This window comes from Novosphingobium aeonii, from assembly GCF_052279045.1.
In the GTDB taxonomy this organism is placed as follows: domain Bacteria; phylum Pseudomonadota; class Alphaproteobacteria; order Sphingomonadales; family Sphingomonadaceae; genus Novosphingobium.
In genome coordinates, this window is sequence record NZ_CP176832.1 from 1,097,566 (window position 1) to 1,113,136 (window position 15,571).

Annotated in this window: 13 protein-coding genes; 5 read left to right on the forward strand and 8 right to left on the reverse strand. The window is 65.5% G+C overall.

The window, feature by feature from the left end; translation table 11 throughout:
- Positions 1 to 148 precede the first annotated feature (148 nt).
- Complete coding sequence (rpoN, locus tag ACLIMP_RS05545; RefSeq protein WP_132469420.1) at positions 149 to 1,630, reverse strand: RNA polymerase factor sigma-54; 1,482 nt, start codon at positions 1,628 to 1,630, stop codon at positions 149 to 151.
- A gap of 55 nt (positions 1,631 to 1,685) precedes the next feature.
- Positions 1,686 to 2,471 (reverse strand): LPS export ABC transporter ATP-binding protein, encoded by a 786-nt coding sequence (gene lptB / locus ACLIMP_RS05550; RefSeq protein ID WP_054436622.1) that lies wholly within the window; start codon positions 2,469 to 2,471, stop codon positions 1,686 to 1,688.
- Positions 2,472 to 2,698: 227 nt separating this feature from the next.
- On the opposite strand from lptB, the gene ACLIMP_RS05555 reads away from it, so the two are divergent.
- The 4 genes from ACLIMP_RS05555 (at position 2,699) to ACLIMP_RS05570 (ending at position 6,077) form a co-directional block, all read left to right on the forward strand.
- A complete protein-coding gene (locus tag ACLIMP_RS05555; protein WP_324698059.1) occupies positions 2,699 to 3,136 on the forward strand; it encodes a hypothetical protein in 438 nt (145 codons plus the stop codon).
- 131 nt (positions 3,137 to 3,267) lie between these two features.
- Complete coding sequence (locus tag ACLIMP_RS05560; protein ID WP_054436620.1) at positions 3,268 to 4,614, forward strand: TldD/PmbA family protein; 1,347 nt, start codon at positions 3,268 to 3,270, stop codon at positions 4,612 to 4,614.
- A gap of 87 nt (positions 4,615 to 4,701) precedes the next feature.
- Positions 4,702 to 5,106, forward strand: coding sequence for a hypothetical protein (locus tag ACLIMP_RS05565; protein WP_324698061.1), 405 nt, complete (start codon positions 4,702 to 4,704; stop codon positions 5,104 to 5,106).
- A 284-nt stretch (positions 5,107 to 5,390) separates the two neighbouring features.
- Entirely contained in the window at positions 5,391 to 6,077 is a 687-nt protein-coding gene (locus tag ACLIMP_RS05570) for a hypothetical protein (RefSeq protein WP_324698063.1), read from the forward strand.
- Positions 6,078 to 6,108: 31 nt separating this feature from the next.
- Here ACLIMP_RS05570 and ACLIMP_RS05575 read toward each other — a convergent pair whose 3' ends face one another.
- Positions 6,109 to 8,280: a GumC family protein gene (locus ACLIMP_RS05575; protein WP_185998061.1), complete on the reverse strand. Its 2,172-nt coding sequence runs from the start codon at positions 8,278 to 8,280 to the stop codon at positions 6,109 to 6,111.
- 36 nt (positions 8,281 to 8,316) lie between these two features.
- Positions 8,317 to 9,369, reverse strand: a complete 1,053-nt coding sequence (locus ACLIMP_RS05580; RefSeq protein WP_443478091.1) for a glycosyltransferase family protein — start codon at positions 9,367 to 9,369, stop codon at positions 8,317 to 8,319.
- Positions 9,370 to 9,532: 163 nt separating this feature from the next.
- Between ACLIMP_RS05580 and ACLIMP_RS05585 the strand changes: the two genes are divergently transcribed.
- A complete protein-coding gene (locus ACLIMP_RS05585) occupies positions 9,533 to 10,657 on the forward strand; it encodes a glycosyltransferase family 4 protein (protein WP_443478092.1) in 1,125 nt (374 codons plus the stop codon).
- On the opposite strand, the gene ACLIMP_RS05590 is transcribed toward ACLIMP_RS05585, so the two are convergent.
- From ACLIMP_RS05590 to ACLIMP_RS05605, 4 genes are all read right to left on the reverse strand, one after another.
- The gene (locus ACLIMP_RS05590; protein ID WP_132469417.1) at positions 10,648 to 11,688 is read right to left on the reverse strand and encodes a hypothetical protein; all 1,041 of its coding nucleotides are present in this window, start codon (positions 11,686 to 11,688) and stop codon (positions 10,648 to 10,650) included. The two genes, ACLIMP_RS05585 and ACLIMP_RS05590, sit on opposite strands and share 10 nt — an antisense overlap.
- Positions 11,689 to 11,829: 141 nt before the next feature.
- Positions 11,830 to 13,173, reverse strand: coding sequence for an O-antigen ligase family protein (locus tag ACLIMP_RS05595; RefSeq protein ID WP_324698071.1), 1,344 nt, complete (start codon positions 13,171 to 13,173; stop codon positions 11,830 to 11,832).
- 45 nt (positions 13,174 to 13,218) lie between these two features.
- Entirely contained in the window at positions 13,219 to 14,349 is a 1,131-nt protein-coding gene (locus ACLIMP_RS05600) for a glycosyltransferase family 4 protein (protein WP_324698073.1), read from the reverse strand.
- A complete protein-coding gene (locus ACLIMP_RS05605; protein WP_132469416.1) occupies positions 14,346 to 15,497 on the reverse strand; it encodes a glycosyltransferase in 1,152 nt (383 codons plus the stop codon). The genes ACLIMP_RS05600 and ACLIMP_RS05605 overlap by 4 nt, the downstream gene beginning before the upstream one ends.
- Positions 15,498 to 15,571: the final 74 nt, after the last annotated feature.

Genomic DNA, 15,571 nt, shown 5'->3' on the forward strand with positions numbered 1-15,571 from the left:
CCATGGTGCCCGTATCCTTGCGACTGGTCGCAAGCCCGGCGCACTTCATGGAAAAGAAACTATCACGAATCGGTGTAATTCAAATAGAATTATACTAAGCAGAACAAGCATTTAATGTTGCATTGCTGATTATCGCCGTGCTTACTTTCTATCGCACTGCAGCAATAGCCTTCTGCCGTCGGCGCTGGACCGAACTGCCAAGGCCGATGGCTTCGCGGTACTTGGCCACGGTGCGGCGCGCCAGTTCGAAGCCTTTGCCCTTGAGGAGGTCCACCAGGGTGTCGTCCGAAAGGATGGCCTTGGGGTCTTCCGCATCGATCAATTGCCGGATCGCCGCCTTCACCGCTTCCGCCGAGGCGCCTTCGCCGCTTGCCGCTGCGACGCCGGAGGTGAAGAAGAACTTCATCTCGTAAGTGCCGCGCGGGCAGTTCAGATACTTGTTGGAGGTAACGCGGCTCACGGTCGATTCGTGCATGCCGATGGCCTCGGCCACGGTGCGCAGCGTCAGCGGCTTGAGCTGCGAGATGCCGTGCCGGAAGAAACCGGCCTGCTGCTTCACCAGTTCGCTGGCGACCTTGAGGATCGTCTTTTGCCGCTGGTCCAGCGCCTTGATGAGCCAGTTGGCATCGGCAAGCTTTTCCGAGAGCCACGCCCGCGAATTCCGGTCGGAGCAGTCGCTCCTGAGTTCGACATAGTAGCTTCGGTTGACGATCAGGCGGGGCAGGCTGTCCTGGTTGACCGCCACGTCCCAGCCGCCGTCGGCGCGGGGCGTGACGAGGATGTCCGGCGTGACCGCCGCGCTCGGCTCCCCCCCGAACCGCAGGCCCGGCTTGGGATCGTAGCCGCGCAGTTCCGACAGCATGTCGGCGAAATCCTCGTCGTCCACGCCGCACATCCGCTTGAGCCGGGCAAGCTCGCCGCGGGCCAGCAGATCGAGATTGTCGATGAGGCGGGCCATCATCGGATCGTGGCGATCCGCCTCCCTGGCCTGGAGTGCGATGCATTCCGAAAGCGTTCGCGCGCCGACCCCGGTGGGATCGAGCGACTGCACGACCCCGAGCGCCGCTTCGGCCTCGGCGAAGGAGATGCCGAGATCGCCCGTGACTTCGGCAAGGGTGACGGGAAGATAGCCGGCCTCGTCGAGCAGGCCGATCAGGTAGCGCGCGATCCCGGCGACGTGGCGGTCGTCGGTGGCCGATCCGACCTGGGCTTCGAGATGCTCGATAAGCGAAAGCGCGCCGCTGCCGCGTTCATCGATGCCGGGAAGCTCCGCCCCGCCGCCGAGCCGCAGTTCGTTGGACCAGTCTCCGGTGTCACGGTCGCGGTCAAGCGCGGCAGTGTCTATGTCTAGCGGACGGTCGTCATCGCCCCGGCCTTCGCCGATCAGCCGGTCTACCGGCGAATCCTCTAGTGTCGTGCGGCGCGCGTCCTCTGGAAGCTCGACCGTTTCGGCAACGGGGGAGGGCGGTTCGCCGCCCACGTCCAGAAGGGGGTTGGCCTCCAGCGATTCGCCGATGAAAGCCTCGATCTCGAGGTTGGACAGCGCCAGCAGCTTGATCGCCTGCTGGAGTTGCGGGGTCATCACCAGCGACTGGCTTTGCCGCAGGTCTAGCCTGGGCCCCAGCGCCATGGCTCAGGCTTCCGGCGCGGCCGGCCTCGCGGAGGGCCTCACTGGGGAAAACCGCTCATAGCGTGAAGCCCTCGCCGAGGTAGAGGCGGCGCACGTTCTCGTCGGCGACGAGCGCCTCGGGGCTGCCTGCGAAGAGCACCTGACCGCCGTAGATGATGCAGGCGCGATCGACGATATCGAGCGTTTCCCGCACGTTATGGTCCGTGATCAGCACGCCGATGCCACGGTTCTTGAGATCGCGCACGAGTTCGCGAATGTCGGAGATCGAAAGCGGGTCGATGCCGGCGAAAGGCTCGTCCAGGAGCATGATCGAAGGCTTGGCCGCCAGCGCGCGGGCGATTTCGCAGCGGCGGCGTTCACCGCCCGAAAGCGCCATCGCGGGGCTTGAACGCAGGCGGGTAAGGCCGAATTCGTCAAGCAGGCGTTCCAGTTCGCTGGCGCGGACGTGCTTGTCGGGCTCGTTCAGTTCGAGCACGGCGCCGATGTTCTGTTCGACAGTCAGCCCGCGGAAGATCGAGGTTTCCTGCGGCAGGTAGCCGAGACCGAGAACCGCGCGGCGATACATCGGCAGCCGGGTCACGTCGACGCCGTCCATCAGGATGCGGCCCGAGTCGGGACGAACGAGGCCCATGATCGAATAGAAGCAGGTGGTCTTGCCCGCGCCGTTCGGCCCCAGCAGCCCCAGCACTTCGCCCTTGGCGACCGACAGCGAGATATCGGTCAGCACCGCGCGCTTGTCGTAGCTCTTGGCGATCGAAATGACTTCGAGCCCGCCGGCTTCTGCGACGGTCGGGATGTGGTGGGCCGCTTGGTCCTGCGGAAGTTCGGTGGTTCCGGTCATGTTCAGAGCGGTTTACGCACGCTCCCGGCTGTCGGCAAGTCGGCAATTCCCGGATATGGTGTCGATTGGCAGGTTTCCTGCATGGTTCGGCGCAGTCCGGGAACAGTGCACTAATATTGCGCATTTCGGGGGTGTGCTTGAAATCCGGGCCGCTGCGTGGTCTAGTGGACGCACAAAGAGACACGAGGTCGCAACAAAAGACCGGGTTGCTAAGACAGGAAGGCACCATGGACAGGATCGGCAAGCAAGGCGTCGATACGAAGGGCATGATCTCGGCAGCGCTGCCGGACAAGCCGGTGCCCCCGGAAGGCCGTTCGATGAAGGATTGGGCGAAGGCCGACTGGCGCCGCAAGATGAGCGACAACATCGCCTATGCCCTGCTCGTCTATACCGCCCTGCAGATCTTCGTGACGGTCGGCGCGCTCAAGACCGGGGGCGAATCGCTCCTGCCCTATCTTGCACTGGTGATCCTGGTGGTGGCGATCATCCCCGCCTGCCGCCGTTTCGAGGCGCGCTGGAACCGGCTTGACGACGAACAGGCCCATGACCCGGCGCTCGCTCCTTATTATCGTAGGGACCGCATCATGCTGTGGCTGCTGGCGATCGGCCTGCCGTTCGCGCTGACGGGGCTTTTCAAGGGCCTTGCGCTGCTGCTGAAGCACTGAAAGCGCGCGCCGGTTCGCGTGGGCCCCGCCCCTTGAACGGGCTTGGGGAACGATAGCGCATTTGCGCTTGGCGCTCGCGGCGATTAGGGCTGCGCTCCCGCGTCGGTAACGCGGCCAGTGGAGACCCGAAGATGCTCAGCCCCCAGGAAGCGCTCGACCGCGCTCAGGATCTCGTCGCCCGTGCCCGCAAGGCAGGTGCCGACGCCGCCGATGCGGTGTTCGGTGCGAGCTCCTCGGAAGGGATCCAGGTCCGCCTCGGCAATCTCGAGGATGTGGAACGGTCCGAAAGCGAGCATATCGCGCTGCGCGTCTTCGTCGGGCGTCGTTCGGCGAGCATCGGTTCCTCGGACCTGTCTTCGCAGGCGCTCGACGAACTGGCGCAAAGGGCGCTGGCGATGGCCGGCGCTGCGCCGGAAGATGCCTATTCCGGGCTCGCACCCGAGGAATTGCTGACCCGTTCACCCTGGCCCGAACTCGATCTCGTCGATCAGGCTGAGCCCAGCCCGCAGGAACTGCGCGCCATGGCGCTGGAAGCCGAGGACGCCGCACGGGCCGTTGCCGGGATCACCAATTCGGATGGCGCCACCGCCAGTTCCGGCACGGGCGTGTTCGCGCTTGCCACCAGCCATGGCTTCGCGGGCGCCTATGGATCGACCAGCCATTCGATCAGTGTCTCCGTGGTCGGCGGGGAAGGTGCGGGCAAGCAGCGCGATCACGCCTGGCGCTCGGCCCATCACCGCAGCGACCTGCCACCGCCGGCCGAGATCGGCACCCGCGCGGGCGAGCGGACCGTGGCACGTCTCGATCCGGGCAAGCTTTCCAGTGGGCCGATGCCGGTCGTATTCGATCCGCGCGTCGGCGGTTCGCTGGTGGGGCACCTGATCGGCGCCATGTCCGGAAGCGCGATCGCCCGGCGTTCGAGCTTCCTGCTCGACCGGTTGGGAGAGCAGCTCTTCGCGCCCGGCATTTCCATCGTCGAAGACCCGCATACGCTGCGCGGACTGCGTTCGCGTCCGTTTGATGGAGAGGGGCTGCCGACGCGGGCGGGCCATCTGGTAGAGGACGGCAGGATCACCGGGTGGCTGCTGGACAGCGCTTCGGCGCGCCAGCTCGGCCTAGCGCCGACCGGACATGCGGCACGCGGCGGCGGCGGAGCGCCCGGCGTATCCGTGGGCAACCTGCACCTCGAACCCGGAGAGCAGACGCCCGCTGAACTCATGGCCGACATCCGGGACGGCGTGTATGTAACCGAACTGATCGGCCACGGCGTCAATGCCGTCACTGGCGATTACAGCCGGGGCGCTTCCGGTTTCCGTATCGTCAACGGCGAGATCGCAGGCCCGGTTGCCGAGTTCACCGTTGCCGGCAACCTGCTTTCCATGTTCGCGGCGCTGCGGGCGGCGAACGATCTGGAATGGCACCGCGCCATCAACGTGCCGACGCTTAGGGTCGATGGGTTGACGATCGCGGGCGATTGATCGCCGGCAGCGCGCGCGGCTTTCACGACTTTTCAATTCATCGGGTGCTGCTATCCGGTTTTCGACAATCTATCTGGATTTGATTTGATGATCCCTTGGGGTGGCGACAGGGCGCCGGGAAGCCGGCAGGACGGTATCGGCCTGACCGTTGCGGTGGACGAACTGCGCCCGGCCGCGAGCGATGACGGCGTTCGCCGGTTCGAGATGTCCGGGACCGTTGCCGGCGATCTGCCGTTCCTGTCCTGGGACACGCTTGGGGCTGAAGTGGCGATCTTCGTCAACCGCGCGGGCACCGCCTTTGGCCAGGACGGCGCAGTGATCGGCAATGGGCGGCTTTACGAGGACCGGATCGAAATCGACCTCGTCCTGGACCGGGCTGCTGCCGGGGAACTGGCCGCAAGCGTCGAAGGGCCGGGCGGTAAAGCGATCTGGCTGAATGCCGAGCCCGTGACGGAAACGATCTTCCGCATCCTGTCGGTCGGGAAGGGCTGAGCGCGAGCCTTCTGTGCGATGAAACGCGCGGCCCTTGCGAAAAAGAGGTAGCCTCCGGCTCGCAATAGCCGGCACGGCGGCGGCCATGCGGGTTACCCTATGCCGATGTTGTTGCACGAGGTTTGGGGCGGAACGCCTTGATGGGCCCAGCGATTTCTCGCGCCTTGAAGCGGATGCGAAGGGAGCGGCGCTCGCCTGAATCGTACTGGCCTGCGCGCCGACAGGACCGGATCCACCGCCCTTTCCTGTTCCTTCTCGCGCCGCCCGGCGCCGGTTCCACCACGATGGCAAGCTATCTTGCGGACCATGTCAGCCTTGCCGGGCTTCATTCCAGCTACGAAGGACAGCGGCTCGTCAGGGGGCTGATGGATGTCGATCGCTGGTTTCCGGAAAAGTTCGTCGATTTCGAGGCGGTGATAGGGGCCTGGGCTGCGCGGGTCGCGGAAATAGAGCAGTCCCGCCCGGTGGCCTACTTTCTGGAAAAGAGCCCGCCGAACCTCGTGCGCCACGACGAATTGCTGCGGCATTTTTCGGCGGCGCGCGTAGTGGTGACCAATCGCGAGCCCATTGCGAACATCGATGCCCGGCTGCGGCGTCCGCTGCCTTCGGTCTATGACGGTGTGGATCGCCGGGATGTGGTGGGCCATCTTGCCAGGCTGTGGGTCTGGCAGAGCGGGCTCCTGCGCGATGCCGTGGAGCGCGGGGGCTATCCGCTCGTGACATACGAGGCGTTTCGCAGCGACCCCGCCTCGCTGGCTTCCGCATTTGGAATCGAGAACGCAGCGCCGGTTTCCGATGAGCCGGGGGAGGCCTCGGGCGATCGTTCCAAGGGACATGGATCGTCTTCGCAGCGCGCACAGGTCAAGCTGCTGACCACGGTAGAGCGCAGGATCGTGCACGAGACTGTCGCGGCCAAGCCGGACCTGCTGGCGTTCTTCGGCTACGCGGCAGCGGGTTCGCCTTCCGCCTGAGCGGACACTGGCCGGGCCTGTTGCAGCGATCTCAGTTCGACCGGCTCTCACGCGAATAGTAGTACTGGTAATAGGCCATTTCCTCGCTCAGCACTGCCGAGGAGCGGGTGTCCACTTGCGTGAGAATGATGCCGAAGATCCGCGCACCGGCGCGATCGAGTTCGCGGATCGCCGTCTTCACGACCTTGCGCTGTGTGGTCCGCCACCGCACGACCATGAGCGTGAGATCCGCCATCGTGGCGATGGCGCGGGCTTCGGCGACGGGGATGGCCGGTGCGATGTCGAGCACGACGAAGTCGTATTCCTGCCTGAAGCGGTCGAACATGGCGGCCGTGGCCTGGGAATGCATGATGTCCGACTGGGCGGTGAGTTCGGTGTTGAGCGGCAGGACATGGGCGCCGGATGCCTCATCGAGCACGATCACATCCTCGATGCGGGCCTGACCGTTGAGGACTTCGACAAGGCCCGGGCGGTTGCGGAGACCCAGCGCAAGCGTGGTGCCCATGCGGCGCATGTCGCAGTCTACCAAGAGGGTCCGCCTTCCCGCGAGCGCGGTGGACCGGGCGAGGGCGATGGCCGTGCTGGTCTTGCCTTCTCCCGGTATCGAGGAAGTGACGCCCACGGAACGGGCGAGTTGTCCCTTGTGTCCGATCTTCAGCGCCGTCCAGATGGCCCGGACGGATTCGGAGAACGGGGATTCCCGGTGTTCGACCACGAAATCGGGAACGCCCAGGGCATCATTCCTGCGGAAGTCGGGTTCGTCCATCGTCCCGATATCCGGCAGGCTGCTGACCACTTCGTAGCCGGTGAACTCCTCGGTTTCGGCGCGGGTGCGCAGGCCGCGCTCGCGCCATTCCAGCGCCATGGCCAGGAGCACCGCCGCGATGATCCCCGCGATCAGGCCCCCCAGCATGTAGACCAGCAGGTCGGGCGAAGAGGGCCGCACCGGCACCTGAGCCCGGGCGATGACCTGGGCCTTGCTCTTTTCCGTGCCGCGCGTCGCCAGTTCCACCCGGTAGCGATCGAGGAAGGTCTGGTAGAGCTGGCGCGAACTTTCCGCGACGCGCTCCAGTTCGTTCAGGCGCACCGAAGCGTTGTTGCCCGCCAGCAGCCTGCCCTTGGCGCTGCCGATCGCCGACTGGATCGCGCCGACGCGCTGGCTGTCGACGCTGATGTCCGACCTGACGCCGGAACTGGCGCGCGAGACTTCGCGGCTCAGCGCCTGCCGGGCCGTCGTCAACTGGGCCTGGGTCTTGACGCGGTCCGGGTGGTTGGGGCCGTAGACGGACGATTGTTCCGCCAGCTTGACTTCGAGGCGGGACACGTCGGTTCGCAGGTCGCGGATCACCGGGCTGCTGTTGACGGCGGTGCCGTTCTCCCCGGCGTTGGCGCTTGCGCGTCCCTGCGAGGCGGCAAGTTCCGCCTTGGCGGAGGCCAGTTCGGTGTTCAGCGTTGAAAGTTCCTGCTGCGCGATCGTGCTGTCGTTGCTCACGCTCACGAGGTCGGACTTGGCGCGGTAGGCGGCTACGGCGGCCTCGGCCTTGATGACGTCGCCGCGAAGCTGGTCGAGGCGGGTCCGCAGCATGTTGATGTCCTGGCTGCGGGCGGACTGCTCGCTCTGGACGTTGCCGCTGACATAGGCGTCGGCCACGGCATTGGCCACGGAAGCGGCAACCGCCGGATCGCGGGACTTGTAGCCCAGGTTGATCGCATAGGAGAGGCCCTGTCGGCCCACCGTCAGGTTGGACCTGACGATCGCCGTCGCTGCCGGGATCGAAAGCGGACCTGCGATGTCCGGCGCGCCGGCGGCGATGAAGGCGGGGTTCGTGTTCAGCCGGGCATTGCGCACCGCGGCGGTCGCCACTTCAGGGGAGAGGAGCACCTGCACTTCGGTATCCACGGTCGGCGAATCGACAGCGGTGTCCTTGTCGGTCTGCGCCGTCCGCACCAGTTGCTGGTCGTTCCGGTCGAGCGCGAGCACGACGTTCGCGTCGTACTGTTTCACTGCGAGCATGTAGGCCGCCAATGTCGCGGCAAGGGCGCAGCCGATGACCGCCAGCATGGCCCATTTGTGCCGCCAGGCGAGCATCGCCAGCCAGGACAGGTCGATGAGTTTGGAACCATCGGGACCGGACGTGGTCGAAGGGGCTGCGTCCACGCCGCGCAGGTTGGAAACGGGGAGCTTTTCGAAAGCTGCGGACAAGTCGCTCTACCTTCCGGAGGACGTGGAAATCGACTGTCATCTTGGGAGTTTTCTGCCCCCTGAATCCATCAGAAACAGGTAGTAATTCGAAATCTCTGCAACCACTCTCTCGGGCGAACGCCGGGCCACGAAATGCAGCGGCACTGCCCCTGCCACGGCGGCGGCCGCCTGGGCGGCCTCGGCGATCTGCCGGTGCGACAAAGGCTCGTTGATCGCCGTCACCCGCGGCGGCCCCAGTTCGTCGAGAAGGCCCGAGAAGGCGGAGATTCCAGACACCATCACCGGCGTGCCGCGCTCGGCTGCCAGGATGGCGAGGCCGCTGTTCTCGCCCCGGCGATAGGGCAGGAGCAGGATCAGCGTCTCGTTGAGCCGGTCCGCCATCTCCTGGTCGCTGAGCCGGGTAAGCACCCACTCCATTCTCCAGCCGCGCCCGGAAAGGGCGGCGAGCCGGGCCTCCAGCGCGGCGGCTTCGGCGGGGCTCTCCGGCAGGCCGTGGACCAGATAGCGGCGACTGTCCGGTTCAGCGTTCTCCAGCGCGGCGAGCATGTCGTCGAGGCCCTTGTAGCCCTTGATGTCGCCGAGGAATGAGACCGTATCGCGGCGCAGGCCGATGGTGGCGGCAGGCGGCGGATAGGCGCCGGAATAAGTCCAGTGGGGCGCAACCAGAGCCGGAATGCGGGTCAGCACCGGGTGACGGAGCCGGGCCTGCGCGAGGCTGCTCTCCGACATGGCGTGGATACCGTCGAGCAGGGCCATGAACCGCGCCATCCAGAACCTTTCGAGCCTGGGGCGCAACTGTTCGTGAGAGACGGCATTGTGCATGGTCCAGACGATCTTCGCGCCGCGCGCCTTCTGGAGCGCGAGAAACACCGCCCAGGCTGCGATCGTCCGCAAGCTGCGCAGGAGGCCCGGCTGTATGACCTTTTGTGGCCAGTGCAGGTGCAGGATGTCGCAGGTGCCGGTGAAGCGTTCCTTCCAGCCGGGCGATGAAGGTGAATGGCCCAGTCGGCGAAGCTGTCCGATCAGGATCGCCGTGTAGGGATTGCTGTGGCGGTTCTCTTCGCCGGGAAAGCACCAGACTCGTGCCATGAATCCTTCTGGATCGCTGCCATATACCTAATTGCATTGGCTAGTTTCATGGGCGCCGCTGCACAATTGCGATTAAGTCTTAGGGCATGGCCCGCCCGAACCGCGGCGGCGCCGCGCTCTTGGCGATGATGGGCGACACCAGGAAGGCAGGGAACCGATGCGCGTGGACAGGGTGGTCTTTCCGTTCACCAATGAGAAGATCGGCGGCAGCCACGTTTCCTCCTTCACGCTCGGCAGGACGCTTCAGCAGGACTACGGGGTGGAAGTGGTGGTGGCCGCGCCGCGAGACAGCCTGATAGAGCAGGTGGCGCGCGAACGCGGTTTCACCATCTGGCCGCTCGGCGAATCCCCGAGCTTCCGGCACGGCCTGGCGACGGAGGCCCGGTTGCTGCCGCGCCGGCTGTCGCTGCTGTCAGGCCAGCCCGAGGGTACGTTCGTGCACTGCAATGACCTGTCGGCACTCCAGAGCTGGGGACCGGCGGCGCGGCTTCGCGGGATTCCGGTGGTCTACCACAACCGCGCCTTCAACCGTCCGGTGGCCCCGAACCTTGCCGTGATCGCCACGGCCCAGCGCATCATCTGCATCTCGCAGGCCGTGGAGCAGCGGCTGCCGCAGTGGCTCAGGAGCCGGTCGGTTCTGATCGACAATCCCGTGGAACTGGCCGAGGACGTGGATGGCAAGGCGCTCAGGAATGCCTTCGCTGCTTGTCACAGGGTTGCCGGGGAAGGGCCGCTGATCGGCTTCATCGGCAATTTCGCGCACCGCAAGCGGCCGCGCTTCTTCCTGGAGATGGCGCGCGCGGTGCTGATCGAGCTTCCGCAGGCGGCTTTCGTGATCTTCGGCCGCGAGGTCGATGAAACGCAGCAGGACCTTGAAGATTTCGCGCGGCAGCTCGGAATTGCCGACAGGGTCGTCTTTGCCGGTTTCCGCCTGCCGGTGGAGGAGAACATCGCCATGCTCGATCTTCTCGCCATCCCCGCCATCGACGAGCCCCTGGGGCGCACGCCGCTGGAGGCGCTGATACTGGGCGTGCCCTATGTGGCCACCGACGATGCGGGACTGGGCGAGACCGGCCGCCGTTTCGGCGGCGGGTTGCTCGTGCCGTTGGACGCGGGGCCTGAAGCATTCGCCCGGAGCGTTCGCGGCGCGCTGGCGGGTTCGGATCCAATCGCCTTCGCCGATGCACGTGGCCGCGCCAGGGAAACCCTGTGCGCGGCCAGCCATGCGAAACGGGTCATGGAAGTCTACCGCGGCCTGTCTGGCCGGCGGGGATCCGATCAGAAATAGACCCGCTGCCCGACCGTCACGGTGGACCCGGAATAACTGCTGGAACTGTTGAGCACCTGCCCGGTCTTGGAAACGAGCCTGCCGATCCGCAGGTTCACTACACCATCCTCGGCACGGAAGAGCGGAACCGAAGGATCGCCGGATGCGATGAGCACGTCGATCGTGATGGTCCGGGTCTTGGTCTTGGTGCCCTTGCCGATGATGCCCACGAAGCGGTTCGTGCCCAGTTCGACCAGGCCGTGGCTCTGGTCGGTCCATGCCTTGATGCCCTGGCGGCAACCGGCAAGGTAGACATTGTCCACCCTGACCTTGCCCTTGATGTCCAGACAGGCATCGCTGGCATTCAGGACGCGTCCGTTGGAGATCGTCCCCGAATAGCCCGCCTCGGTCGAGATGCCGTCGACGTTCTGATAGTAACTACCGGACTTCATGAACAAATTCTGGAAGTCGAAATTGCTGATCGCAAAGGAGCCGATGTCGTTGGCGTCCTTGCCCTTTAGTGCGATGGCGGCCCATGCATCGTCGCTGTTGATCGACGGGTAGTTCTTGTCGCCGATCCACACGAGATCGCGGAACACCGCCTTGCCGATGCCATTGCTGACGTTGACCAGACCGAGGCCGAGCACCGAATCCGCGCGGGCCGCCGTTTCGGAAACCCGCTGGACCTGGATGTTGGGGACGTTCTCGCCCCGCAGGAGCGGCCCGTAGCGCAGGGATTTGACGTCCTCCATCGCAAAGCCGGTGGCGTTCTTGCCGTTGACGAGAATCTTGCCGTCAACCGCGCAGACCTTCTTCAGGCTGGCGGAAGTCGGCCCGAGGCGCAGGGTGGTCATGGCCTTGCACGAGGTGCCGGAGGAGAGTTGCGGCGCGGTGATTGCGGGCATCCTGAAGGCCGTGGCCGTGGAGGATGCCTGGGCGAACATGACCGGAGCGGCGGCAAAAGGGCTGAACCGGGCGATCGATTCGCCGATGTCGGAACTGGAAAGACCTGCGAAAAGCAGGGAGAGTGCGACGACCGAAGTTTTTATCATCTTTTTACTCAATGACTTGGCGATTTTTTCGGCTCTTTGCGAGCACACGAGAGTATATCTCCGCAGGGATTGCGAAGAACGACGCGCGAAATCTTATCCCGGGCAAGGCGCAGGGCAACGCCGGAACCGGCGGTTATCCGGTCAAACGGGATGGGGCGCAGCAAGATTTGCGACGGGCCGAGGCGCGGGCCGGGTCATGAGCGAGGCGTGGACAGTAAAACCGCAAAGCAGGCTGTAGAACAGCAGCCCCTCGATCATCCAGAACGGCATCGTCGCCATGTTCAGCAGGAAGAAGCCGAGATGCGCCATGATGAGGACGAAGCGGGCCGGCGTGCGCGCGGTCAGCGCCAGCCAGAACATCCACAGCCACAGGAACAGCATCGCCGCGACGCCGAGCAAGCCCAGTTCGTAGAGCGTCGAGATCAGCGTGTTGTGGGCATAGTAGCGATAGCGCCCCTCCCAGGCATTGGCGCCGTATCCGAACATGTGCTGGCGGGGGGTGCTTTCCTCCCAGGCGGTGACGTACTGGCTCCAGAGCAGCAGCCGGCCTGACAGCAGGGCCTGGTCGTCGCGGCTGAATTCGGCGGGCGCCTTGGTGAGGATTTCCGGGTGCGAGGCGATCGTGCTGATGGCATCGAAACGATCGCCGGCCACGATGGGAAGCACGGGAAGGCAGGCCAGCACCAGCAGCCCGCCAAGGATGGTGGCGACGGGGCGCTGGCTCGGCCGGACGGCGGAGGTCAGGACCGAGACCAGCAGGCCAAGAGTGATCGGCGCGGCGGTTATGATGGCGGTCCGGTAGTTGGCGGCCGCGATCCCGCCGATGCAGACGACCGCGATCGCAAGCTTCACCAATCGCCGGAGATCCGGGTTGAGCACGGCCGCGAGAAGCGCGGTGAGCAGGATGATCGAGAAGCTGGCTTCGTGGTTGTAGCCGCCGATGTAGGACGCCGAACCGTCGCTCTCGGTCGCCTTGGCGATGCCCAGGACGAGGCTGTAGGACTGGAGCAAAAGCGGCAGCAGGAAGGTGAACAGGACCCGGATCAGCACCTTGCCGGCGCCGTCAGCAACGAAGGCGTCGTAGGCCGCGAGCGCGATGACGGTGAAGTAGGCATATTTCACCAGGCTTTCCGTGCTGCCGGATGCATCGTCGTTGAAGGTCGCGCTCAGCAGGATCACGAGGAGCAGGGGGGCGATCGCTCCCACTACGATCGGGACCGCGCGGCTTCGGCGCAATTGCAGGATGCCCAGGCCCACGACCAGCACCGAGACCAGCGCGTTCCAGCTCAGCCCCGCAGGCGATGCGGAGAACGAGAAATGGGGCAGTGCTGACATGGCGAGGCGAACGGCGCAGGCGATCACCAGGAACTGCGCGGACCTGCCGATCCTGAGGCACAGCAATGCGACCAGGACGCAGTAGAGCATCATGGTCGGGACCATCAGGAACTGCGGTATGGGAGGGCTTCCGACGGTCAGCGCCAGCATCGAATTCTCCCGGAAGGAAGGGCGGCGCGTGCCAATGCCTTGCCTTCAGCGTGCAGGTTTGAGGGCTGAATCTTGGTGGCTCCTGCTCAGGATTTCACGGTAGCGAACGGCGGTGCGCTGGGCGACTTCGTCCCAGTCCATCAGGGCTTCCACGGGCAGTTCGGCGCGGCGCGGACTGTCGCGGCGGGAAAGGCGCGCAGCCAGGACACCGACATCGCCAACCGGAAAGTAGCAATCGGCCGGAAGGCCAAGGTCGAGGTTCGGCTGGATATCGCTGAGCAGGACCGGGCAGTTGCTGGCCAGCGCCTCTAGCGCGGCGATAGGCAGTCCCTCATGGAAGGAGGGCAGCACGAAGAGCGAGGCATTGCGGAGCAGGACGCCGAGCTGCGCGCGGGGCACCATGCCGAGGAAGCGGACATTGGCCCCGGCCATCTGGGCCAGTTTCTGGGCATACCGATCCGATTTCTTCGCGGCTCCGGCAATGACCAGCGTGCGCGGGTCCCCGCTGCGGGCATGCGCTTCGATCAGGTAGTGGATGCCCTTCTCGGGAACCAGCCGGGCGACGCAGCACAGATAGTTTCCGGGCTGGAGCCCCATTTCGGCCAGCAGGACGTCGTCGGGCTGGGGGCATGGCGGCAGCGCGCTGACGCCGTTGGGGATGAAATCGACATGTTCGGCCCTGCCCGGATAGCGCTCCTTCATTCGGGCGGTGAGCGAGGGGGATACGCAAACGACCGTATTGGCGAACTGGACGCCCAGCTTTTCGCCCATCCGCAGCATCCACTTCGCTCCGCGTCCCCACTTCTCGCGCTCGTAGTCGGCACCGTGATGCGTGAGCAGGACCTTCAGGCCGAGCAGGCGGGCGAGCGGCGCCAGCAGGCCGGGGCCGACCGCGTGGATATGAATCGCCGTCGCCCCGTGGGTGCGGGCGTAAAGGATGCTGAACAGCGTGGAGATGATCGCTTCGCTGGAACGGCCGGTGGGGCAATAGAGCGCCTTGAGCGCAACGCCCCGAAAGCTGGTCATCGCCGGATCGACATAAGGTGCGCGGCAGCAGACCTCGATCTCGGTATCGACCAGCGTGGCGGCGATACGCGGCAACAGTTCCTCGCAGTGAGTCTCGACCCCTCCCATGACGCCGGGGATCCCGCGCAGGCCGGTGACGCAGATCTTCATGTCGCCGCCATCCGGTTCGCGGCGACCGCCTGGATCAGCGATTTCCGGAAATCGCCGACGGCCTGGTCGAGCGAGAACGATTCCGCGCGTCTGGCCGCCGCTTCGGAAAAGGCGGGGCGATCCTGCGCGATCAGCCGGCCCATGCAGGTCGCCATGGCCTGCGCATCGTCCATCGCCACCAGCGCGCCGCCGGAACCGAACACCGCAGGCGCATCGCCAAGCGTGACTTCGAGAATTTCGGCCGGACCCGAGGGGCAGTCCGTCGCCACTACGGGAAGCGCCAGGGCCATGGCTTCCAGCATGGCATTGGGAAAACCTTCGGCATTGGACGTCAGCAGATAGCATCCGGCGCGGGCCAGCACGGCATGGGGATTGGCGAGGAAGCCGGCGAAGCGCACTCTCCTTTCAAGGCCGAGCGAAGCTGCCAGATGCGCGAGTTCCTCCCGCAGCGGGCCCTCGCCCAGCACGATCAGGTTGCCGCGTGCGGGTGCCGTGGCCAGGGCCCGGATGGCCATGGCGGTATTCTTGTTGTCCACGAGGCGTCCCATCGTGACGAAATCGTCGCGCGTGACCTCGATCGCCGGTTCGAGCGCGGCGCGGGCGCGAATGCGGTCCACATCCACGGGGTTGTGGATGACGCGAATCCTGTCGGGCGAAATGGCGAAGTCGGTTTCCAGCGTCCGGGCGACCCCCTGGGACACGGCGATGACCTGCCGGGCCGCCGGGTAGGTCCTGCGGATCAGCAACCGGCTGACGAGGCCGGACAGGCCGTGCTTCAGGTGGGCGGTGGTATTCACCCTTTCGCTGATGACGGTTGCGCCGCCGGTCTGCCGCATCGCCGCCAGCGTCGCGACGTTGGCTCTCGACAGGAACGACAGAGCGACGTCGGGCCGGGAGCGGCGCACCAGCCTGCGCATGCCCCGGACGCTGCGCAGCAGGCCGCCCTTCGCATCGAGGCGTTCGATCGGTACGTTCTCGGGCAGGAGGTAGGCTTCCTCGGCCTCGTTATCGAGCAGGGCGACGGTTATCGCGAAGTCGCTGCGGGGGCCGCTGAGCTGTTCGACCAGCGTGGTGAAGACGCGTTCCGCCCCGCCGCCAGCAAGTGAATTGATGACGAAGAGCGCGCGGAGCGGCGGGTCTGGCCTCATGCGTTCTCCTCTGGCGACTTGCCGGTGGAGCGTAGCGTTCAGGCCCGCCAAGAGCGATTCACCATAATTGGGCA